Source organism: Nosocomiicoccus sp. HMSC09A07, assembly GCF_001808485.1.
Lineage (GTDB): Bacteria > Bacillota > Bacilli > Staphylococcales > Salinicoccaceae > Nosocomiicoccus > Nosocomiicoccus ampullae_A.
Genome location: NZ_KV793636.1, coordinates 1 through 22091, shown reverse-complemented (window position 1 = coordinate 22091; position 22091 = coordinate 1). Strand labels below are relative to the sequence as shown.

Sequence of the window (22091 nt, the reverse complement as noted above, 5' to 3'; positions counted from 1 at the left end):
CTAAAACACCTTTTCGTATGCAACATACCATTCATTTAAATTGTTATGAAGGTTAAGTTTACCTTTGTACTCGTATCCGCGCTTTTCGAATAGTTTTTGCATCGGTAGGTTATTTAGATTGGTGTCCGTATGGACACCGAGATACCCTTCGTTTTTGAAGTATGATTCAACTTCGTCAAATAATTTCGAGGCGATACCTTGCCCTTGTGCTCTTGGGTCGACTGCAGCCCTATGAAAAGCAATACTATCTAATCTTGCAAGCTCCCAAGGAATATCATCGTATTCATACGCATGATGATTATCTGCAACGATAAACCCAAGTACTTTCCCATCTTCTTCATAAATATATAAGTTTTCGTTCTCTATGTCATTTAAAAGCGTGTCACGTGCTGGATAACTTTCGCTCCACTGGTTGTTTCCGCTTTCTTTCATAAGTATAACAACGGCATTTTTTATTGACATTATGTCGTCAATATCAGAATTTTTACCTTTTCTTATCCCCATATTCATCTTCCTTATTAAATTCAGTGCTTTAAAATATTTCTTATACATGATATTATACAGATATATATATCAAGTTTGAAGATAATTTTGAAAAAGGCGGTGCCTAAATGTTTAAGTACGATAAAGACACAAAACCGTACCACATTAAGAATTTTATTTTTTACATTTTTGCTTTTATTGTTTTGGGAGCGATTTACTACTTCGCATTCCTACCACCATTACTTGACGCGACGAGCGGAGAATTCTTTAACGAATTTGGATTTAGACAGTTTGTTGGAAGTATTTTCTTCCTTATCTTATTCGTCTTACCGTTCGCTTTAATTTACGGCGCGTTTTATCATTTTAAAGGCTTTACTGATAAAAATGTAAGAGCACATCAGAAGTAATTATTATTGATTACATAGTAATATCCTCTTAAGTAATAAACTTAAGAGGATATTTTTTATGCTTTATATGCGATATCTTTTCTATAAAAGAAATCTGATGATTCGTATTTCACTTTAGATAGTGTATCATATGCATTTTCTTTAGCTTCTTCGATTGTTTCTCCGCGTCCAATCGCAAGTAATACACGGCCTCCATTTGACTCATATGTGTCACCGTCTAAATGCTTTAGCGCACTGACGTAAATATCAGACATCGTATCTTTTTCGATTATGATCTCTTTTGCTTTCTCATAATCACCTGGATATCCTTCTGAAGCGAGTATGACACCAACCGCATATTCATCTTTAAACGATAATTGAAGGGGCTGTTTATTGTACATACTCTCTAACATTTCAACAAAATCTGTTTCTAATAAGTCGAGAAGAATCTGTGCTTCTGGGTCACCGAATCTTGCGTTATACTCGATTGTTTTAACGCCGTCTTTTGTAATGATGGCACCGAGATAAAGAATCCCGAAATAATTTAATCCTTCATTAACCATTGCATTTACCGTCGGACGTACAATTTTATCTACCGCTTCATCGATTATATTTTGAGAAATATAATCTACAGGCGCATATGCACCCATTCCACCAGTATTTGGTCCTTCATCGTTATCAAATGCACGTTTATGGTCTTGTGCGATAATGTTAAATGGCGTGAACGTATCACCATTTACTAGGACCATTAAACTAAATTCGTCCCCGTCTAAAAATTCCTCAATGACGACTTCGCCGTCCGTTTCCATAAGTTCATCGAGCGCCTTCTTTGCTTCGCTTAAATCTTGAGCGATGATGACACCTTTACCTGCTGCAAGTCCATCTTTTTTAATGACGATTGGAAAATCACCATTTTCTAAGGACGTTGTTGCTTTCGCCTTATCTGTGAACACTTCGTAGCTTGCTGTTGGGACGCTGTATTTTTTCATTAAGTGTTTTGTAAATGATTTCGACGACTCCATTTGTGCTTCATTTTTTCTAGGACCAAATACTTTTAAGTTAAATTTGTCCTCGAGTCTATCTACAATGCCTTCAGATAATGGATCTTCTGGACCAACCACAACCCATTCAACATTATTCTCTTTACAAAACTCACCAATTTGGTCGAACTCAGAAACTGGGATCCCTTCGACAAGAGTCGCTTCCGTCATGCCATCATTCCCAGGTAACGCAAATACTTCATTTACTCTATCTGAGCGATTCAATGCACGCACAATCGCATGCTCTCGCCCACCGCTTCCAATAACTAAAGTATTCATATATTATTCTCTCCTAATGTTTAAAGTGTCTCATACCAGTTGTGACCATCGTCATATCATGTGCGTCACAGTAATCAATCGAATCTTGGTCACGCTTAGATCCACCTGGTTGAATAATTGCGTTGATGCCTGCTTCGTGTGCGACTTGTACAGAGTCTGGCATTGGGAAGAACCCATCACTTGCCATAACAACTGTTCCGTCTAATTCTTTTGTTGCACGTTCAATCGCAATTTTTAACGCACCGACACGGTTCATTTGACCTGCACCGATACCGACTGTACGATGTTCATCAGCAAGTACAATCGCGTTTGATTTTACGTGCTTAACAACTTCTAACGCGAGAGCAAGTGCACGGTATTCACTGTCTGTCGGTTCTTTTTTCGTTACGACTGTTACGTCATCCATATTTAACGGAGCGTTATCTCTATCTTGGATTAAATACCCACCTGATACGCTAACGATTTCTTCATCGCCTGTTTGTTCAGTGAAGTCAATTTCTAATACACGTAAGTTCTTTTTCTCTTGAAGTTTTTCTAATGCCGCTGCAGTGTACTTAGGTGCAATTATCACTTCTAAAAAGATTTTGCTTAATGCTTCTGCTGTTTCTAAATCGACTTCTTTGTTTAACGCAACGATTCCACCGAATATTGACTGTGGATCTGCGTCATAAGCATTTTGAAACGCGTCGTAAATCGTATCGCCAACGCCGACACCACACGGGTTCATATGTTTAACAGCAACTGCTACAGGACCGTTAAATTTACGCGCGAGTAAATACGCACTATCTGCGTCACGGAAGTTGTTGTATGATAGCTCTTTTCCGTTTAAAATCTTTGCATTTAAAATCGTGTTCGGTGCACTTGTCGTACGAATATAACGTGCTTTTTGGTGCGGGTTCTCACCGTAACGAAGTGTTTTTTCAGCTTGACTAAAGAAGTTCGTGATTGCTTGGTCATAATTTGTCGTATGTTTAAATACTTTAACCATTAGCTCTCTTCTAAAATCTTCTGTTAAGTCATCGGTTTGAATTCGGCTAATGACCGCATCGTAATCAGCTGGGTTTACTACTGCGAGTACGTGTTTATAGTTTTTAGCCGCTGCACGTAACATCGTCGGACCACCGATATCGATATTTTCAATCGCATCTTCAATCGTTACGTTTTCATCTTTTACCGTCTCTTCAAACGGATAAAGGTTAACGACAACCATGTCGATTAAATCAATATCTTGCTCTTTTAGTTCATCTAAATGAGACTGTTTACTACGATCTGCAAGTAAACCACCATGTACTGCTGGATGTAATGTCTTCACTCGGCCATCCATAATTTCAGGGAAGTGCGTGAGTTCTGACACACTTTTTACAGGGACGTTCGCGTCTTCTAACGCTTTAAGCGTACCTCCTGTACTAAATAATTCGTAGCCGTTATCTACGAGTTTCTGTCCAAATTCAGTAATTCCTGTCTTATCTGAAACACTGAGTAACGCTCTCATTCTTTTACCTCCAACACTTTTTTAAGCGCGCGAATATATAACTTATATTCGGCTTCGTGAATTTTCTCTTCAAAACTTTCTAACGTATCGTCATCTCTTAAAACTACTGGTTCTTGATCGATAATTTCACCAGTATCGATACCACTGTCGACGTAATGAACCGTAACTCCACTGACTTTTACACCGTAATTATAAGCATCTAATATGCCGTTTTTACCTTTAAAGCTCGGTAATAACGACGGGTGGATGTTAATAATCTTACGGTCGTATCTATCGATAAATTCTGCGGATAAAATTTTCATAAATCCTGCGAGTAATATGTACTCGATATTTTTGTCTTTTAAAATATTTAATATTTCTGCTTCAAACTCTTCTTTAGTTTTACCGCTTCTTTCGACAATTTCATACGGTACATTTAAACGTTTTGCGCGTTCAATTGCTTTTGCGTCTTTATTGTCGACAATTAATACTTTTATAGACAGTGGTAAGTCGCTCGTCGCGATATTTTCAAAGTTACTTCCGCTTCCTGAAGCGAAAACTGCAACATTAACCATGGATTGTAAGTCCTTCTTCATTCACTACTTTACCTAAAACGACTGGACTTTCACCTGACGCTTTTAAGTTTTCAAGTGCTTTGTCTTTATCGTTTTCGTCGACGACAATCATAAAACCTACGCCCATGTTAAAGACGTTATACGCCTCGTCACGGTTAATGTTTCCTTGGTCGATTAACCACTCTAAAATCTCAGGTAGTTTAACGTCTGTCACGTCAACTTCAGCACCGAGCCCTTCTGGTAACGCACGTGGAATGTTTTCATAGAAACCTCCACCTGTAATATGGCTCATCGCTTTAATTTTAACGTCTTCTTGGAGTTTAAGTATTTGTTTGACGTAGATTCGAGTTGGCTCGAGTAGTAAATCGATTAAAGGCGTACCGTTTAACGTATCGTTTACGTCAACGTTGTTATCTTTAATGATTTTACGAACGAGTGAATATCCGTTTGAATGAATACCACTTGAGGGTAACCCGATAATGACGTCTCCAGCATTGACGCTATTAAAATCAACATATTCTGATTTCTCAACTGCACCGACTGCAAATCCTGCGATATCATACGCACCTTCATCGTACATATCACCCATCTCGGCAGTTTCTCCACCGATTAACGCACATCCTGCTTGTTTACATCCTTCACTTACGCCTTTAACGAGATCAGCAACTTGTTCAGGGACTACTTTATTTACAGCAATGTAGTCTAAAAAGAATAGTGGTTCTGCACCTGTCGTTAAAATATCGTTCACGCACATCGCAACTGCGTCAATTCCAATCGTATCGTGGCGATTTGAGTCGATCGCAAGTTGTAACTTCGTACCAACACCATCCGTACCCGATACGAGTACTGGCTCTTTTAAATTTAACTGCGATAAATCAAACGCTGCACCGAAGCCTCCAAGACCTCCGAGTACTTCTTTACGCATAGTTTGTTGTACGTGCACTTTCATTTGTTTAACCGCTTCATACCCTGCTTCAATATCTACGCCAGCTTGTTTATATTGCTCAGACATAATTAAACTCCTTTAGATTTTTGTTCTTTTTCTTGTGGTAATAAATCGTCCACAACTTCAATCGGATAATCTCCTGTAAAGCATGCGTCACACTCACCTCTAGAACCGAATTGTCTATAGACGTCATGCATACTTTCGACAGATAAATACGTGAGAGAATCTGCATCAATTTCTTCACAAATTTCTTCAACAGACTTTCTTGAAGCGATAATCTCTGCATGAGTTGAGACGTCGATACCGTAATAGCACGGATCTTTTAACGGCGGCGACGAGACACCCATGTGCACTTCTGTTGCGCCTGCTTTTCTCAGTGCGCGAACGATATACTTACTCGTCGTCCCTCTCACTATTGAATCATCGATGACGATGACTCGTTTCCCTTCAACGATATCTCTCACCGGAGATAACTTCATACGTACTGCACGTTCTCTAGCTTCTTGACCTGGTGTAATAAACGTACGTCCGACATATCTATTTTTAAGTAGTCCAGCCTCTTGTTTAATACCAGATTCTGATGAAAAACCTCTCGCTGCAGCGAGACTTGAATCGGGCACCCCGATAACGAGATCTGCTTCATGTTTAAACTCTTTCGCAAGTGCAGCTCCGAGCGCTTTACGAATACGGTATGTGGACTGATGACGAAACTCTGAGTCTGCGCGCGCAAAATAAATATATTCCATCGAACATAAATTTGGACGCTCGACATAAGAGTACTTATCAAAGTCGATACCGTCGTCAGTAATCGTTATAAATTCACCTGGTTCAATATCACGGACATACTCCGCACCGATTGCAGTAAATGCACACGTTTCACTCGCGACACACCACGCATCGTCAATTCGTCCGAGCATTAACGGACGAACACCGTGGTTATCCATTGCAATCGTTAAACTATTTTCTTGTAGTAGTAAAAATACAAAAGCACCTTTGACTTGTCTAAGTGCACTTTTAATTCTATCTTTATTAGTTCTTGCTTTAGATCGTTTTAAAAGATGCGCCATCACTTCGACGTCTGTCGTCGTTTGAAAGATTGACCCTTCAGATTCTAAAGCTTTTCGTAATTGTATCGCGTTCGTTAAGTTACCGTTATGACATATACCTAAGTCACCAGAATAACTTTTTAGTAATATCGGTTGGACGTTTGCGAGTTCAGACGAAGTTTTTGTCGCATAACGGACGTGTCCAATCGCATTTTTAAACGGCTTTAATGACTCGAGCTGTTCTTTAGATATCGCGTCATTTAAAAGGCCCATACCGCGCGCACCAAATAAGTAGTCCTCATTTGATGCGACGATACCTGCACCGTTTTGTCCTCGATGTTGTAAACTATGGAGCGCGATATATGTGAGTTCTGATGCATTTTCATGACCCCATATACCAAACACGCTAAATTCCTCCTCCAGTTATTCTTAATTTAAGCGACTTGTAATTGCTGTTTCATATAGTTCTTTTACTTCTGACATCGGTAAGTCTAATTCAAAGCCTTCGGCTTTCACTTTAAAGTTTTCACCTGTCACTGTACCGATTTCTACAGCGTCTTTAATATTTAATCCTTTTTTACCAACTACGATATACGTACCTGCTGTTTCACTGAATAATAGATCACCACGAACGTCTAATTGAACGTCTGCCCCTAAGTCATAGTGCGATAGGAGTTGTGCAAGTTTGATAATGAAACCACCACGACCGATCGGTGCGATTTTTTCTAAATCACCATCTAATAATAGTTGTCTTAACTCCATACCACGTGCGTATTCTTTATCTAAATCAACCGTACGTTCTGTATGACGCACTGTGTTGTCGACGAGTTTTTCGATTTGGCTTCCACTAAATTCAGGTGTTAACTCTCCAACGACGTAAATGCTGTCGCCTTCTTTTACAAATCGCTCAGTTAAATACGTCACGTCTTCAATTAAACCGACCATACCGATAATTGGTGTCGGTAATACTGGGCCGTCTTTTGTCTCGTTATATAACGAAACGTTTCCTGAAATTACTGGTGTATTTACAGCAACTGATGCTTCAGCCATACCTTTAGTTGACTGTTTAATAATTTCATACATTTCTTTATTTTCAGGGTTACCGTAGTTCAGGCCGTCCGTCATCGCAATTGGTAACGCACCTGTTGCAAGTGTCGTTCTAAACGCGTGTAATACTGTCTCTTTCCCACCGTTATATGGATCTGCTTCAACGTAACGTCCTTTACCGTCAATCGCTACAGCAATCGCTTTATTGCTGTCTCCAATACGGACAATTCCTGCACCAAATCCAGAACCTTGTAGCGTATCTTCTTTACGATCGAATTTGTTGTAAATGTATGACTTATCTCCAAGTGTTGGATGGTGAATGAGTTGTTTAAAGACGTCGACTAAATCTTCGTTACTATAGTCTACTCTACTTTCATCTAATTCTCTTTCTTTACCTTCTAAAATAACTTCTGGTGCGTTTTCTAAATGTTCTGTTGGAAGGTCTGCATACTTTTCACCTTCGTAATATAAAACGAGTGATTCACCTTCAGTAACTTCACCGATCACTGCAGCTGGTAAGTCATGTTTCTCGAAAATTTTAAGAAATTCTTCTTCTGAACCATCTTCTACGACGAGAAGCATTCTCTCTTGTGTTTCAGATAACATCATTTCAAATGGTGAAATTGTATCGTCAGATACAGGTACTTTATCTAAATGCATTTCAATACCGTATCCACCTTTAGCTGCCATTTCTGCTGAAGATGAAGTAAGACCCGCTGCACCCATATCTTGAATACCGACGAGCTTATCATGTTTGATTGCTTCTAGTGTTGCGTGCATTAAACGTTTACCGATTTCAGGATATCCTTCTTGAGTATCTGGAATTTCTACTTTACGGTCCTCACCTAACTCTTCACTTGAGAATGATGCACCTAAAATGCCGTCTTTACCTGTTTCAAGACCTGCATAAACGACTTTGTTCCCGACACCTTGTGCGAGTCCTTTTTGAATATCATCATGATTAATTAAACCGACCGCCATCGCGTTAACGAGTGGACGTCCTTGGAAACGTTCATCGAATTCTACCTCTCCAGTTACAGCGCTAATTTCCATCGTATTACCATAGAATTGTAAACCGTCTGTTGCTTCTTTTAATAACCACTTACTGTTATCGTTATCTAGTTCACCAAATCTAAGAGAGTTTACGAGCGCAATTGGCGTTGAACCGATCGATACGATGTCACGTAAAATTCCTCCAATACCAGTCGCAGCGCCATGGAACGGCGCAACCGCTGACGGAGAGTTATGAGATTCCACTTTAAATACGACCGCTTCATTATCTCCAATATCAACAACACCTGCACCTTCACCAGGTCCCATTAATACACGTTCACCTTTAGAATTAAACTGACGTAAAAATGTTTTAGATGTTTTATAGCTACAATGTTCACTCCACATTGATGCGAAGATTCCAGTTTCAGTATAGTTCGGTTTTCTTCCGAGTAACTCAACTACCTTTTTATATTCGTCTTCACGTAGCCCCATTTGTGTGTAAAGTTTTTCTTCTTCAATTTGGTTTGCAGTAGGTTCATTAAATTTAGTCATTATTTTCCTCCAACGTTTTAATTTCTTATTTTAGAAATGTTGTTTAATATCGTTTAATGTCGTTTCGATTTCATCTGTGAGTATTGTGACGTGGCCCATTTTACGTTCAGGTTTACGGTCTGATTTTCCATATAAGTGAACGTTCCAGTCTGAGTGTTTATATAGTTCATCTTCTAAGCGATCTAAATCTTGTCCGAGTAAGTTCATCATAATCGCTGGCTGATGCTGATAAACTTCTGGTAATGGTAAATCACATACCGCTAATATATGTGCGTCAAACTGACTGATGTTACACGCTTCAATCGTATAATGTGCTGAGTTGTGAGGTCTTGGTGCGATTTCATTGACGTAGACGTTGTTGTCTTTGTCCACGAAAAATTCTACTGTAAAGACTCCGACGAATAGTAACTCTTCCATAATGAGTTCAACTTGTCGCTTAGCCTCTTCAAATACGTCAATTCTTGACGGTGCAATCGTACGATATAGAATTTGATTGCGATGTAAGTTTTCTTGAAGTGGGAAGACGACTGTTTCACCACTTGCGCTTCTTGCTACTGTTAAAGACACTTCTCGTTCTAGGTCGATATATTTTTCTGTAACGAGTTCAACGTCTCCAAATGGCACGTCTTTAATATCTTTTTCTGACTCAATTAAATATTGCCCTTTACCATCATAACCACCTGTTGCAGTTTTTACGATCACAGGGTAATCATGTTTTTCGATAAACTGCTGCAATTCTTCTTTTGTATTCGTCTTTTGATACGGTACGACTGTCGCTCCTGATTTTTGAATTGCTGCTTTTTCAGTTTCTCTGTCTTGAAGGGTGAGTACTGTCTCTGCACCTTGAGGAACATAGTGATGTTCGACTAAATCTCTCAGTAAATGTGCATCGATGTTTTCAAATTCATACGTTAGAACATCTGACATTTCTGCAAGTTGTTTAAGCGCACTTTCATCACTAAAGTCCGAATGAATAAATTCGTGACACGTCGCACGAGCAGGGGCATCTTCAGATGGATCTAAAATCGCAACTTTATAACCCATTCGAAGGGCACTTTGTGCGAGCATTTTACCGAGCTGTCCACCACCGATAATCCCGATTGTTTTCATTGGTAATATCGTCTTACTTGAGGTCATTTTGCATATCCTCCACTTTTTTTTCTAATGATTTTGTGTATGCTTCTAATTTGTCATAGACTGATTCGTCTTCTATCGCGATCATTTTCGCCGCATAAATTCCAGCATTCGTCGCTCCAGCTTCACCAATTGCCATCGTCGCCACTGGTACGCCACCTGGCATTTGAACGATAGAATATAACGAATCGATACCGCTTAACGCTTTCGTTTGTATTGGTACACCGATGACTGGTACGTTCGTCATCGAAGCGATCATCCCTGGTAAGTGCGCCGCACCACCGGCACCTGCGATGATTACTTTCGTTCCTTTTTCTTTTGCATTTGTAGCAAATTCATACATATTTTTAGGCGTACGATGCGCACTTACGACTTCGACATTTGTTTCAATCCCGAAATAGTCGAGCATGTCTTTTGCTTTTTTCATCGTTGGCCAATCAGAAGAACTACCCATTACGATACTAACTACCAAAATACTCACTCCGTTTTTTAAGAATTCATTAATAATATACCACATAAAACATCGACAAAAAACCGAAAATACGAACGTTTTTTATTTTTTAAAAGCGAATGTTTGTGTTTTAACGAAAACAAACATAAAAAAGGGCGATTTAAATTATAAATCGCCCTTTTTTATATCATCTAATGTTTTTTCAATTGCATAAATATATAAATCTACTTCAGCTGCTCCGTTCATTTTAAAGCGCTCGTTAAAAATAAAGTGTGGCACACTTTGAACGCCGAGAATTTTCCCGTAATTAAAGTCCTCGAGTACAAGTTCAGCAAATTCTGATTCATCTTCAATCACTTCTTTTGCGCGTGCTGTATCGAGTTCTACCGCTTCAGCAACTGATAAAAGCACATCTTTATCAGCAACATTTTCGTTCAACTTAAAATTACGGTAGTATAATTCGTCTAACATTTCACTACCTTTTCCTTCTTGAATAGCAAACTTTAATAAACGATGCGCATCACGTGTATTTGATGGCACAACGTTTTCTAAATTCAATTCAATACCTTCTGCTTTTGCAGACTCGATTAAAATACGGTATTGTCTCTTAATTTCTTCTTCAGACACACCGGTTCTTTCTGATAATGACGTAATCAACGTTTCCTCTGGATATTTTGGTGCTTCATAGTTGAGTTCAAAGCTTTTATATTCAATGTCAAAGTCGACTTCGTCAAATTCCTTTAACGCTTCTTCAAATTTCTTTTTAGCGATATAGCAATACGGACATGCGATATCTAAATATATTTTAATATTCATACAGCTCATCCTAATTTCAAATAGTCGTACTTTTATTTTACCAAATATTATACTTTTTTGAACAGTATCATGCGAAAACAGACCGTTTCTGCTATAATATTTAATGCATGATTATCTATCGGGTATAACTTGCAATTATATGTATGATAGGAGAAAACAAAATGAAATATCGAGTATTACTGTATTACCACTACGTTACGATTGAAGATCCAGTAGAATTTGCTGATGAGCATCTTCAGTTTTGTAAAGACCTCGGTCTTAAAGGCCGTATTTTAGTTGCGAACGAAGGGATTAACGGTACAGTGTCTGGTGATTACGAACAGACTGAAAAGTACATCGAGTACATGAACAATCACCCACTCTTTAAAGGAATGCCGTTTAAAATTGACGAAGCTGATACACACGCATTTAAGAAAATGCATTGCCGTCCACGTCCTGAACTCGTGAACTTAAGTTTAGAAGATGACATTAACCCACACGAAATTACAGGTGACTATTTATCACCTGAAGAGTGGATGGAAGCCATTCAAGATGAAAACACTGTAGTATTAGATGTAAGAAATGACTACGAATATGACGTTGGACACTTCCGCGGTGCAATTAAACCTGAAGTTTCAACATTTAGAGATACACCGGAATGGGTGAGACAAAACAAAGACCTATTTGAAGGTAAACGTGTCTTAACATATTGTACAGGTGGAATTCGTTGTGAGAAATTCTCTGGCTGGTTAAAACGTGAAGGTATTGGAGAAAACGTCGGACAACTTCACGGCGGTATCGCAACTTACGCTAAAGACGAAAATACAAAAGGTCAACTATGGGACGGTCAAATGTACGTATTTGATGAACGCCTAACAGTACCGATTAACCAAGTCGACCCAACAGTTATCGGTGTAGATCATTATGACGGCACACCATGTGAACGCTACGTCAACTGTGCGAACCCAGAGTGTAACGCACAAATTTTATGTAGCGAAGAAAACCAACACAATCATTTAGGCGCTTGCTCAATGAAATGTGCAAAGCACCCTAGAAACAGATATATTACGGTTCATAACATTCCACAAGAAGAAGTCGAAGAACGCCTTGAAGCAATGCGTAATAGTGACTTTGCTAAAACTGAAATGATCGGACCACGCGCATAATAAAAACACGTCACAATTGTGACGTGTTTTTTAGTATCTATAATACCCGTCCACTTTACCATGGACATATGATACTGCACGTAGTCCGACACCTTCGTCTGGATTTAATGCGTCGACCATCATTCCATCTCCAACATATACACCAACGTGTGCAAAGTCGTTAAAGAACACTAAGTCTCCTGGTTCAGGGTTTTCTACTCGTGTACCTTCTCTCACTTGATCATATGTTGTTCTAGAGATGTTAATCCCTTTAAATTCTCTTAAAAACTGCTGTGTAAACGCAGAACAATCAACTTCTGTATTAGAGTTCCCACCCCATACATATCGTTTCCCTACAGCTAGTTGTAACGCAAAATCCGCAGCGTCAGTATCAGGTTGTACAAAATGTTCATCTACAAACTTTCCATATGTATACGTTATAGAATCATTTTCCTCTTCTTCTTCAGAGAATGGTTGACTCGGCTGTAACATTAACGCATGCGCTTCGTTTGATAATACAAAGCACGCACATGCTGATAAAACAAAAGAAAGTATTAGCTTCTTCATATAATCCTCCTCTTCTAAAGAATAGAAGAACGAGCTTTCGCTCGTTCTTACTATTGTTCTACAACTACATATGCGCTAAACTCTTTAGTTTTCAACTCAAGTTGTCCAGATTTTTTATTAAATAATCCATTACCTTTGAATTGTTCACCAGAGTTAACATTTAACACATTAACTTTTTGTTTTGGCGACTCTAGAAGTACGACAAAGTTTGAATTTAACTGAGATACTTCTTCTGCGGCACCATTTGATTCAACGATAAGTTTTACATTAAGTTGATCTGATAATCCATCTGATTCAAATTTTTCGAGAACAACATATACGTTGTCATAGCCATTTAATTCTTTGAAGTTATCTACGTTAAACTTAACGCCGTAACCACCTAAATCAAATGTTAACGATTTGTTCTTTTTAAGTTTTGAAAGTGTGTTTAGTGCATTATTATCTAACTCAACAGCTACGCTGTTGTATTCAGAAAAATCAGCGACAACATCACTTCTACCATTTACGAATAAGCCGTCATAGTTGTTTGGATCGAATGAAACAACTTCTCCTTCAAACTCTCCTTCGTCATCACCTGGCTCTGGTTCTGGCTCAGGATCTGGCTCTGGTGCTGGTTCGTTTGGTAATTCGTGATGTCCTTCTTTTACATCATTTTCAGCAGGGTTTACAGTGTACTCATATGTCTTACTGTTACCAGCTGCATCCGCAAAGTCGATAGTTAAGTGGTAAGCAGTATCGAACTTCTGATCGAAGTTGAACTTACCTTCTTTAGTGAATTGTCCGTTACCAGTTAACTCTTCTTCACCATTACTTAATTTCACTTTACCTTTAACGAATAAGTTCGGATCGTAATCTAATCCATAAAGCTCTTTAAGTTTTGGTAATGCGTTGATATAAAGATCGTCTACAGTAATATCTAAGTTGCCATCTACAACTTTTGCTTCTGTAATTTCAGTCGCTTTACGTTTAACGAATAATGGACCGTCGAACTCAGAGTTTAATTGAGATTGTCCATCAATTGATAGAACATCTACTGTGTATACACCGTCATCAATTTTACCAGGTACACGTTTTTCATCTACGATATTGTACATATCACCTGTAATCGGTAATTGATTTTTTAATTCTGGTAAGAATAAGAAATCAATCGTACCTTCATACCCATCGTTATCTGGACCAGATTTAGGGTCGAGTAAGTTAAAGTATGAAACAAGTGCATAGCTTTGTGGTTGACCAAACTCGAGGTCGAGTACAGTTTCATCTTGTACGCCGTCATCGTTTGGTGAAATGTGTAAGTCTTGTAATTCAACTTTCTTAATGCTTTCGCCACCTGCATCATCACCGATTAAAGCAGCAAATGGAACGCTGTAATCACCGTGGTCACTCTTCACGTGAATGTAACCTTGGACTTCTGTTCCGTCTGGTGTGTCTTCAGGAGCATCAATCGTAAACTCTACAGACGCGTTGTCTGCTGTTGATACTGATGTTTCGCTCGCTTGAAGGTTAATTCCAACATCTGATAACATCTCAATTTCGATGTTGTAGTTTACAGATGAACCACTATTATTCTCGATGAATAATTCTTTAGTTTTTGATTCACCACTTTGCATTTTTCCAAATGACATTGTACCACGTGTATGCTCATGAACTGTTCCGTCCATTTCTGTTTCATGATTCACTTTAAGTAGTGAGTCAGTCGTTGCAGCTGCATACGGCTGTACAAGTCCAGCACCTTGATCGAATACATCAAATGTAGATGTGTCGAGTAATTTCGCTGTGTTTGAAAGTGCAGATTTCACGTCAAACGGCGTGTAATCAGGGTTTAACTCTAAGATTAACGCTGCAATACCTGCAACATGTGGAGTTGCCATAGAAGTCCCTGTGTACTCTGCGAATGCATACGTGTAATCCATATTTTCATCGAATGCTTTAAACACTGGTACTGTAGATAAGATGTTTGTACCTGGTGCTGAAACATCCGGCTTAATGTCAAAGTTTGGTTTCGACGGACCTCTAGAAGATGAATCGTTCATTTCGTCTCCGCCTGATACTTCATCTTTAAATGAGTTGAACGTCACTTTACCTTCTTTGTTTTTGTCGATTGCTTCTTTGAACTCTTTACCGTCAGTGTAGCCAACATCTAATGTCGGTACGTAGTGGAATGATTTACCTAAGAATAATCCTGTTGGACCAGGTGCGCCGCTTCCACTTTCAGAGTTATAAATAATAACTCCTTTTGCACCTTGCTCTTTAGCGTTTTGAATTTTTTCAACAAATGGAATATCTCCACGTTGAATGAGTGCAACTTTATCTTTTACATCAAGACCTTTAAAGTCTTCTACTTTACCAACATTCGGTACTGCAACTACTTCTTCAGTATCACTTAGTTGGTCTGCTGGATTTTCATTCATTGTGTATGTCATAAAGAGTACGTCTTTTAACTCTTTTTTATAGTCTCCAGATTCTAACGTAACATTTGCGTAGTATTTTAACTCAGGTAGTGTCGTGTTACCTACACCGATACCAATCGCACCTGAAGCTGGACCACCAACTGTAGAACGATTAGGGCCTGAGTTACCTGTCGCTGATACTGCAACTGTACCAAGTAACATCGCGTTGTTTACAGCAAATGAGTTTGCTTGTGCTTCTTCTGGTGAGCCGTTACCGAGTGATAAGTTAATAACGTCCATGCCGTCTTTAACTGCGTCTTCAATACCACTTACAATCCAGTTCGTATATCCGCTACCATATGCTCCAAGCACGCGGTATGCATATAATTGAACGTTCGGCGCAACACCAACAACACCGTATTCGTTGTTACCTTGTGCTGCAATTGTCCCCGCTACGTGTGTACCGTGAGTTGTCCAGTACTCACTTCCGTTTCTTTCTTCTGGAACATTGTCTGGACGCTCTGCCGGATTAGTTTCATACGGATCATCTGCTGCACGTGGTGATTTGTATTCATTACCTTCTACGTAGTTACGTCCACCTTTATAAACATCTTTTAAGTCTGGGTGGTTGTAGTCAATTCCAGTGTCGAGTACTCCGACTTTAACGCCGTTACCTTTTTCACCAATTTCCCAAACCTTTTCGATTTCAAGGTGTTTTAAAGCAGGTATTAGGTTAGATGAAACATCATCTTCACCTTTTGCTACTTCAGCTGATTCTGGAGTATGTACTTTCGTAATTTCAGGGTCTAAAGTTACAACAGTATCTTTTTCAACAAATGCAACATCTTTAAGCTCTAAAAGCTTATCTAAGTCTTTTGCATCAACTGTTAATGCCTCAGCATTTAAGACTACGTCGTATTTCTTCTTCTCCTTAACTTTTATCTTCTTAAACTTTCTTTCTTTTTGAACACGTAATCGCTCTTTTGCGATATCGTTTTTAATCTTCTTTTCGTCTGCTGCTGTAAAGTTTTTGCCTTGCGCATTCGCGATACCTTTCGCTAACCCTACAGACGGCGTACGGTAGTGGACAATTACATCTACTTGCCCTGTCTCTCCTTCTAAGTTTTCAGAGATTGTTGCTGGACCATTAATAAGTTCTAATTGTTCAGCAATTGCTCGCTGTTGTTCAAGTTGTTCTTTTGTCAGTTTAACATCGTGCTTTAATCCTTCTACTCTAAGCGTACTGTCTAAATCAAAATCATTTTCAGCCGCATTAGCGAGTGGCGAGAACGAGGTTAAAACAATTAGAACGATCGAGAACAGTAAAAACAAACGTCTAAGTTGCTCTACCATATACAAGCCTCCTAAAAATTTTAATATCGAATTCTGAAAATTTGATATTTACAGTTATGTTAACGCTTTAGTAAAATTAATGCAATACAATTTATAAAAACTATTTTAAAATCCGAAATAAAAAACGCACATCGAGTTGATGTGCGTTTTATATGAATGAAATTTTTATAATCCCATTTCTTCTTCGACTATTTGAGCAATTTTTTCTGCATAAGATTTCGCTTGTTCTTCTGTCTCAGCTTCTACCATTACACGTACGAGTGGCTCTGTTCCGGATGCACGAACTAAAATTCGTCCATTGCCTGCCATTTCTTCTTCGACAGATTGTATAACTGATTTTACTTTTTCGTTATCAGTGACATGATATTTGTCCTCAACTTTTACGTTCACAAGTTCTTGAGGGAATTTCACCATTTCACCATGTAATTCACTTAGTGTCTTACCACTTTTCTTAATGATGTGTGCGAGTTGTACACCTGTTAATAACCCGTCACCTGTCGTATTATGGTCGAGCATAATAATGTGACCAGATTGCTCTCCACCTAAGTTATAGTTGTGTGTTTTCATTTCTTCAACTACGTAACGATCTCCAACTTTTGTTTTGTCGCTTTTAATATTTAACTTTTCAAGTGCTTGATAAAACCCTAAGTTACTCATTACTGTACTTACGACCATGTCGTCATTTAAAAGACCATTTTCTTTTAAGTCCTTTGCTAAGATGTACATGATTTTATCTCCGTCGACGAGCTGTCCTTTCTCGTCAACCGCAATGATACGATCGCCATCTCCATCGAACGCAAGACCAAAGTCAGCACCGAGTTCGACGACTTTTTCTTGTAATTTCTCTGGATGTGTTGAACCGAATCCAGCGTTAATGTTTGTACCATCTGGATTACAGCCAATCGTATCAACGTCCGCTTCTAAGTCACCGAATAAGTACGGAGCAAGTGAATACGTCGCACCATGTGCACCGTCAAGGACGATATGTTGATCGAGTAGATCTCCGTCAATTGTCGCTTTTAAATGACTTAAATATTTTTGACCACCTTCGAAAAAGTCTGTTATAAATCCAACATCGACACCTGTCGGACGTGGCAATTCAGCATCTTCTTCTAACATACTTTCAATTTTTGCTTCTGTCTCGTCATCGAGTTTAAATCCGTCGTTTTGGAAGAACTTAATACCGTTATCCTCCACTGGGTTATGTGATGCAGAAATCATCACACCGAGGTCCGCTTCCATATCTTTTGTTAAATATGCAACACCTGGTGTTGAAATAACCCCAAGTCGAATGACTTCTGCTCCGATTGATAATAATCCAGCAATGAGTGCAGATTCTAACATCTCTCCAGAAATACGTGTATCTCTTCCGATCAGAACGCGCGGTCTTTCTTCTTTACTATTTTCAAGTAAAACACTGCCTCCAACACGTCCAAGTTTAAATGCGAGTTCTGGTGTTAAAAAGTCATTTGCTACTCCTCTAACACCGTCTGTTCCAAAATATTTACCCATAATTAACTCCTATTTCTTACTTATTTTGACTTCAGCTTTTACGTTCGCTGGTTCAGTTTTTTGTATATTACTTGGTAGTGATAGTGATACATTAAAACTACCAGATTGATCGATATCTTCTAAATTAATTTCCGCTTCGACTCCGACGATTTCATCGAGCATATCTTGTGGTCCGTATATTGTTATCGTCTCATTTTCTAATGAGATACCATCGAGTTGGTATCCACTTTTTAAACTACCGACGACATTTAAATAGACCGGCACTTCTTTACTATTTTCTTTCACTTTAATATCTACTGCAACTTTCTGCGGCTCGATTACGACATCTAATTTGTTATAAACGCCGTCAAAGACACTCACTTCCGCACTTTCTCTAATCGCATCAGTAATCTTCTCAGTGCCAGAAATCATTGCACGAACATACTGTATACGTGCCATATCATCTTCTCCACCTCTAACAGTGACGACTTCTGGGTCTGTCGTAATAGACTCGATTGTATAGTTAGATGATAAACGACTTTCATTTACTTCCGCCTGAACTTCAAATGTTTGTTCGACTAAGTTTTGAATCGATACCATAGTCTTTTTCGGTAAAACTGTTGCTGTGACGTCTTCAGGTATTCCTTCTACTTCATACGTCACTTCAAACTCACCAAGCTCATAATTTCGTAAATCTAATATGACGTTAAAGTTATCTGTCGCTTGAATTTGCTTTAACTTTGATGGTGTTCCTGAGAAGTTCACTTGGACTGTTTTTTGTGCCCCTGTCACGTAGTACTCTTCTTCATCATACTTTAATTCAACAGGTACATTTTCAATCGTAATCGTATTATTACCACCACTTTGTCCAAACAGATTAAAATCTTCAAATATCTTATTGGCACTCGCAACCATGAATAACGCGAGTATCAGTGATACGAAAAGTATACCCGGTTTACTTTCTAGCAAATAGACCACCTCCGTCTTTCTTTACGGATGTCATTATCCAGTACTTCTTTAATTCTTCATCGAGTTCGTCTATCGAAATATTTTTTCTTAAACGGCTGTCAATAGTCGTAGAAACGTCACCAGTCTCTTCAGAAATGACGATTGTAAATGCATCTGTAACTTCTGAAATACCGACAGCTGCTCGGTGTCTAGTCCCAAGTTCTTTGCCGATTTTATTACTCTCTGATAGCGGTAGATAACTCCCTGCTGTAATGATTTTATCGTCTCGTACAATCATCGCACCGTCGTGGAGTGGCGTATTCGGTACGAAAACGTTAATTAGTAATCCAGCAGTTAAATCTGCATTCATCGGCGTTCCTGTTTCGATATAGTCTTTTAATCCAGTTTCACGTTCAAACACAATTAAAGCCCCGATTCTACGTTTGGCCATATATTTCACAGCAGTAATCATTTCTTCACGATACTTCTCTAATTCGTCTTCACGATTTGTCGTCGACTTTTTAAAGATCTTTCCTCGTCCGAGTTGTTCTAACGCTCGTCTTACCTCAGGCTGGAATATTACAATTACTGCTAAGAATCCCCATTGAAGTACAAGGTCAAATATTTGTGTCGTCGTCGTCAGTTCAAGGAAGTTACTCACTGCTCGACCGATGATTATGAAAAATATACCTTTGATTAACTGGATTGCTTTTGTCCCTTTAATCACATTAATTAGTTGATAAAATACAAACCATACAATTAATAAGTCGACAATACTTGTAATTAAATGGAGTGTTGGTGTTTCTTCAAATAGTTTTCCTATAAGCATGTCGTTTCTTTTCCTCTCTAGATAATAGATTTGAATCGCTCGTCGAGTTCGTCTATTATCTCATTCAATGCATTGAATTCACGCGTGAATTCAATCGTTCCATATATATCAAGCGCAGACTTAACGTCCCCTTTCGCAAGAAGTGAATATGAATACAATACTTTATCGTACACATTAGTTTTGTGTGCTGTAATTAGTTCTAGTGTATCAAATTTTTTCTCATGATACAGGCAAATACCCTTCATATAACGTACGTCGTCCTCTTTATAAGTGATATTCACTTGACGAGATAGATATTCCATTCTATTGATAATTCTAAGTACTGTATAGTACTGCTTTTTATCGAAATAAATATTCGCCATTAAAAATAAGTTTTGAATCGATTCTAGTTGAAACTGATTCGTATATGACATTTCAACGAGTGCACGTTCTAAAACGTCGAGTGCTTCATCATAATCATTATTTTTAACATAGTAGCGACTGATCACATTCGTATAACGAATAAAATAATCGTTCACAGGCATTTTTAACAGTATATCTGCTGCATCGTCTAGATATCGTTTACATAACTTGTATTGAGATCGATTTAAATAATATTCTCCATATATTAAATAGATTCTCGCTAGATCTAACTTTTTAATATCTTCTTTTTCTTCATAGTGGTTGTCGATAAATTGTTCAATGACGTCAAATTCTTCATTTTGAATTTTATTTTCATAAAAAATTATCTCACGACTCATATCGATATCGCTGTATTGATAGTTCTTACTTTCAACCATCAAGTCATTCACATTTACACCAAGTCGTTCACTTAACTTAACAAGCACGTTATTCGATGGCTGAACCGATCCTTTTTCAATTAAACTTAAATACGTTCTCGATACGATGCCCTCAGACAATTCTTCTTGAGTTAGTTTTTGATTGTTCCTTAATTCTTTAATTCTATTACCAATCATATGTACACCTCACGTTTCACTCTTTTAGAGTATGAACGTTTTTATAACAAAATGCAACAATGTTTAATAAACGTTAAAAAAGCTAGTGCAATTGCACTAGCTTACTTTGTACGTTTACCGAATAAATATTCTGTTACGTGTACAGCTGTTTCTGCTGTTTTATTTTCCTCATCGAGTAAAGGATTCACTTCTACTAAATCCATTGAAGTGAGTTTGTTTGTTTTACTTAATTCTTCCATAAACATGATGACTTCAGAAGTAAAGAGTCCTCCTGGTACTTTAGTACCTGTACCTTTTACTTCCATCGGGTCAATTGAGTCTACGTCAAATGATAAATGTAAACCATCTGTATGCTTTAAATGCTTTAAAGTACGGTTTAAAATCTCATTTAAACCAAGTATTCTTACGTCACTCATAGAGAACGTTAAAATATTCTTTTCTTTAATTAGTTCTTTTTCTCCATCGTCTAAATCTCTAACTCCGATTAAGACGACGTTTTCAAATTTAAGTTTTGCATTAAAGCCGTTCACCGACGTTAACTTATCATTACCTACACCTAATAATTCTGCTAAAATCATACCGTGAATATTACCACTCGGAGATGTTTCTGCTGTATTTAAATCACCGTGTGCATCAAACCAAATGACGCCTAAGTTGTCATAGTGAGGTGCAATTCCTGATAAACTACCAAGCGCAAGCGAGTGATCCCCACCGATAGTTAAAGGGAATTTATTGTTTTCTACACTTGATGATGTTGCTTTAGCGAGCGCTTCAGAGTAGTCTCTTACTTCATCTAAATTTTTAAGATCATCTGTTACTTTAATATTTTGTTTAGTAAAATTATGAGGATAGTTACCGATAATATTTCCAACATCAGTAACAGTATGTCCATTTTGTTCAAGCATTTCTACAATGCCCGCGATTCTTAAAGCATCTGGTCCAAAAGTCACTCCAGGTTTACCTTGCCCAAATGCTGTTGTTGCTCCAATTAAGTCAATCTCAAATGACATATTAAAACCCACCTTTATGTATTATATATATAGTTTATATGAGGTGAGATGGATAAACAATATGTAAATTAAAACGTTTTCATGTATATATTATGCATAAAAAAAGCACTAGCTATTGCTAGTGCTATTAGTGAGCCGTACAGGAATCGAACCTGTGACCCTCTGATTAAAAGTCAGATGCTCTACCGACTGAGCTAACGGCTC

General features: G+C 38.2%; 19 protein-coding genes and 1 tRNA gene. 2 read left to right on the top strand and 18 right to left on the bottom strand.

Annotated features, from left to right (window positions below; genetic code table 11):
* A complete protein-coding gene (locus HMPREF3177_RS06875; RefSeq protein WP_068129679.1) occupies nt 1-504 on the bottom strand; it encodes a GNAT family N-acetyltransferase in 504 nt (167 codons plus the stop codon).
* Between the two features lie 107 nt (nt 505-611).
* Between HMPREF3177_RS06875 and HMPREF3177_RS06870 the strand changes: the two genes are divergently transcribed.
* Nucleotides 612-890, top strand: coding sequence for a hypothetical protein (locus HMPREF3177_RS06870; RefSeq protein ID WP_040929530.1), 279 nt, complete (start codon nt 612-614; stop codon nt 888-890).
* A 56-nt stretch (nt 891-946) separates the two neighbouring features.
* Here the strand turns inward: HMPREF3177_RS06870 and purD are convergent, their stop codons facing one another.
* From purD to HMPREF3177_RS06825, 9 genes are all read right to left on the bottom strand, one after another.
* Complete coding sequence (purD, locus tag HMPREF3177_RS06865; RefSeq protein ID WP_070458071.1) at nt 947-2188, bottom strand: phosphoribosylamine--glycine ligase; 1242 nt, start codon at nt 2186-2188, stop codon at nt 947-949.
* 13 nt (nt 2189-2201) lie between these two features.
* Complete coding sequence (purH, locus tag HMPREF3177_RS06860; RefSeq protein ID WP_068129673.1) at nt 2202-3680, bottom strand: bifunctional phosphoribosylaminoimidazolecarboxamide formyltransferase/IMP cyclohydrolase; 1479 nt, start codon at nt 3678-3680, stop codon at nt 2202-2204.
* Nucleotides 3677-4234, bottom strand: coding sequence for a phosphoribosylglycinamide formyltransferase (gene purN / locus HMPREF3177_RS06855; protein ID WP_068129670.1), 558 nt, complete (start codon nt 4232-4234; stop codon nt 3677-3679). The genes purH and purN overlap by 4 nt, the downstream gene beginning before the upstream one ends.
* Entirely contained in the window at nt 4227-5246 is a 1020-nt protein-coding gene (gene purM, locus HMPREF3177_RS06850; protein WP_070458068.1) for a phosphoribosylformylglycinamidine cyclo-ligase, read from the bottom strand. The genes purN and purM overlap by 8 nt, the downstream gene beginning before the upstream one ends.
* A gap of 2 nt (nt 5247-5248) precedes the next feature.
* A complete protein-coding gene (purF, locus tag HMPREF3177_RS06845) occupies nt 5249-6631 on the bottom strand; it encodes an amidophosphoribosyltransferase (protein ID WP_371440541.1) in 1383 nt (460 codons plus the stop codon).
* Nucleotides 6632-6655: 24 nt separating this feature from the next.
* Nucleotides 6656-8818: a phosphoribosylformylglycinamidine synthase subunit PurL gene (purL, locus tag HMPREF3177_RS06840; protein WP_070458065.1), complete on the bottom strand. Its 2163-nt coding sequence runs from the start codon at nt 8816-8818 to the stop codon at nt 6656-6658.
* A gap of 30 nt (nt 8819-8848) precedes the next feature.
* The gene (gene purK, locus HMPREF3177_RS06835; RefSeq protein ID WP_070458062.1) at nt 8849-9955 is read right to left on the bottom strand and encodes a 5-(carboxyamino)imidazole ribonucleotide synthase; all 1107 of its coding nucleotides are present in this window, start codon (nt 9953-9955) and stop codon (nt 8849-8851) included.
* The gene (purE, locus tag HMPREF3177_RS06830; RefSeq protein WP_070458059.1) at nt 9942-10424 is read right to left on the bottom strand and encodes a 5-(carboxyamino)imidazole ribonucleotide mutase; all 483 of its coding nucleotides are present in this window, start codon (nt 10422-10424) and stop codon (nt 9942-9944) included. Before purE ends, purK begins: the two co-directional genes overlap by 14 nt.
* A 144-nt stretch (nt 10425-10568) precedes the next feature.
* Nucleotides 10569-11219 (bottom strand): DsbA family oxidoreductase, encoded by a 651-nt coding sequence (locus tag HMPREF3177_RS06825; RefSeq protein WP_070458055.1) that lies wholly within the window; start codon nt 11217-11219, stop codon nt 10569-10571.
* 161 nt (nt 11220-11380) lie between these two features.
* On the opposite strand from HMPREF3177_RS06825, the gene HMPREF3177_RS06820 reads away from it, so the two are divergent.
* Nucleotides 11381-12364, top strand: coding sequence for an oxygen-dependent tRNA uridine(34) hydroxylase TrhO (locus HMPREF3177_RS06820; protein WP_070458052.1), 984 nt, complete (start codon nt 11381-11383; stop codon nt 12362-12364).
* A gap of 30 nt (nt 12365-12394) precedes the next feature.
* Here the strand turns inward: HMPREF3177_RS06820 and HMPREF3177_RS06815 are convergent, their stop codons facing one another.
* The 8 genes from HMPREF3177_RS06815 to HMPREF3177_RS06780 form a co-directional block, all read right to left on the bottom strand.
* A complete protein-coding gene (locus tag HMPREF3177_RS06815) occupies nt 12395-12910 on the bottom strand; it encodes a C40 family peptidase (RefSeq protein WP_070458049.1) in 516 nt (171 codons plus the stop codon).
* Nucleotides 12911-12960: 50 nt separating this feature from the next.
* A complete protein-coding gene (locus HMPREF3177_RS06810) occupies nt 12961-16653 on the bottom strand; it encodes a S8 family serine peptidase (protein ID WP_070458046.1) in 3693 nt (1230 codons plus the stop codon).
* 165 nt (nt 16654-16818) lie between these two features.
* A complete protein-coding gene (glmM, locus tag HMPREF3177_RS06805) occupies nt 16819-18165 on the bottom strand; it encodes a phosphoglucosamine mutase (protein WP_070458043.1) in 1347 nt (448 codons plus the stop codon).
* A 9-nt stretch (nt 18166-18174) separates the two neighbouring features.
* Nucleotides 18175-19113, bottom strand: a complete 939-nt coding sequence (locus HMPREF3177_RS06800; RefSeq protein WP_070458040.1) for a CdaR family protein — start codon at nt 19111-19113, stop codon at nt 18175-18177.
* Nucleotides 19100-19921, bottom strand: coding sequence for a diadenylate cyclase CdaA (gene cdaA / locus HMPREF3177_RS06795; RefSeq protein WP_070458036.1), 822 nt, complete (start codon nt 19919-19921; stop codon nt 19100-19102). Before cdaA ends, HMPREF3177_RS06800 begins: the two co-directional genes overlap by 14 nt.
* A 17-nt stretch (nt 19922-19938) precedes the next feature.
* Nucleotides 19939-20877, bottom strand: coding sequence for a helix-turn-helix transcriptional regulator (locus HMPREF3177_RS06790; RefSeq protein ID WP_068129601.1), 939 nt, complete (start codon nt 20875-20877; stop codon nt 19939-19941).
* Between the two features lie 101 nt (nt 20878-20978).
* Nucleotides 20979-21887: an arginase gene (gene rocF / locus HMPREF3177_RS06785; protein WP_070458031.1), complete on the bottom strand. Its 909-nt coding sequence runs from the start codon at nt 21885-21887 to the stop codon at nt 20979-20981.
* Between the two features lie 131 nt (nt 21888-22018).
* Nucleotides 22019-22091 (bottom strand) — tRNA-Lys (locus tag HMPREF3177_RS06780).

Coding starts and splice junctions, on each gene's coding strand:
- HMPREF3177_RS06790 (WP_068129601.1), bottom strand. CDS start 20,877: ATGATTGGTAATAGAATTAAAGAATTAAGGAACAATCAAAAACTAACT.
- rocF (WP_070458031.1), bottom strand. CDS start 21,887: ATGTCATTTGAGATTGACTTAATTGGAGCAACAACAGCATTTGGGCAA.
- HMPREF3177_RS06875 (WP_068129679.1), bottom strand. CDS start 504: ATGGGGATAAGAAAAGGTAAAAATTCTGATATTGACGACATAATGTCA.
- glmM (WP_070458043.1), bottom strand. CDS start 18,165: ATGGGTAAATATTTTGGAACAGACGGTGTTAGAGGAGTAGCAAATGAC.
- purD (WP_070458071.1), bottom strand. CDS start 2,188: ATGAATACTTTAGTTATTGGAAGCGGTGGGCGAGAGCATGCGATTGTG.
- purL (WP_070458065.1), bottom strand. CDS start 8,818: ATGACTAAATTTAATGAACCTACTGCAAACCAAATTGAAGAAGAAAAA.
- HMPREF3177_RS06810 (WP_070458046.1), bottom strand. CDS start 16,653: ATGGTAGAGCAACTTAGACGTTTGTTTTTACTGTTCTCGATCGTTCTA.
- purN (WP_068129670.1), bottom strand. CDS start 4,234: ATGGTTAATGTTGCAGTTTTCGCTTCAGGAAGCGGAAGTAACTTTGAA.
- HMPREF3177_RS06825 (WP_070458055.1), bottom strand. CDS start 11,219: ATGAATATTAAAATATATTTAGATATCGCATGTCCGTATTGCTATATC.
- purH (WP_068129673.1), bottom strand. CDS start 3,680: ATGAGAGCGTTACTCAGTGTTTCAGATAAGACAGGAATTACTGAATTT.
- HMPREF3177_RS06815 (WP_070458049.1), bottom strand. CDS start 12,910: ATGAAGAAGCTAATACTTTCTTTTGTTTTATCAGCATGTGCGTGCTTT.
- purM (WP_070458068.1), bottom strand. CDS start 5,246: ATGTCTGAGCAATATAAACAAGCTGGCGTAGATATTGAAGCAGGGTAT.
- HMPREF3177_RS06870 (WP_040929530.1), top strand. CDS start 612: ATGTTTAAGTACGATAAAGACACAAAACCGTACCACATTAAGAATTTT.
- cdaA (WP_070458036.1), bottom strand. CDS start 19,921: ATGCTTATAGGAAAACTATTTGAAGAAACACCAACACTCCATTTAATT.
- purK (WP_070458062.1), bottom strand. CDS start 9,955: ATGACCTCAAGTAAGACGATATTACCAATGAAAACAATCGGGATTATC.
- HMPREF3177_RS06820 (WP_070458052.1), top strand. CDS start 11,381: ATGAAATATCGAGTATTACTGTATTACCACTACGTTACGATTGAAGAT.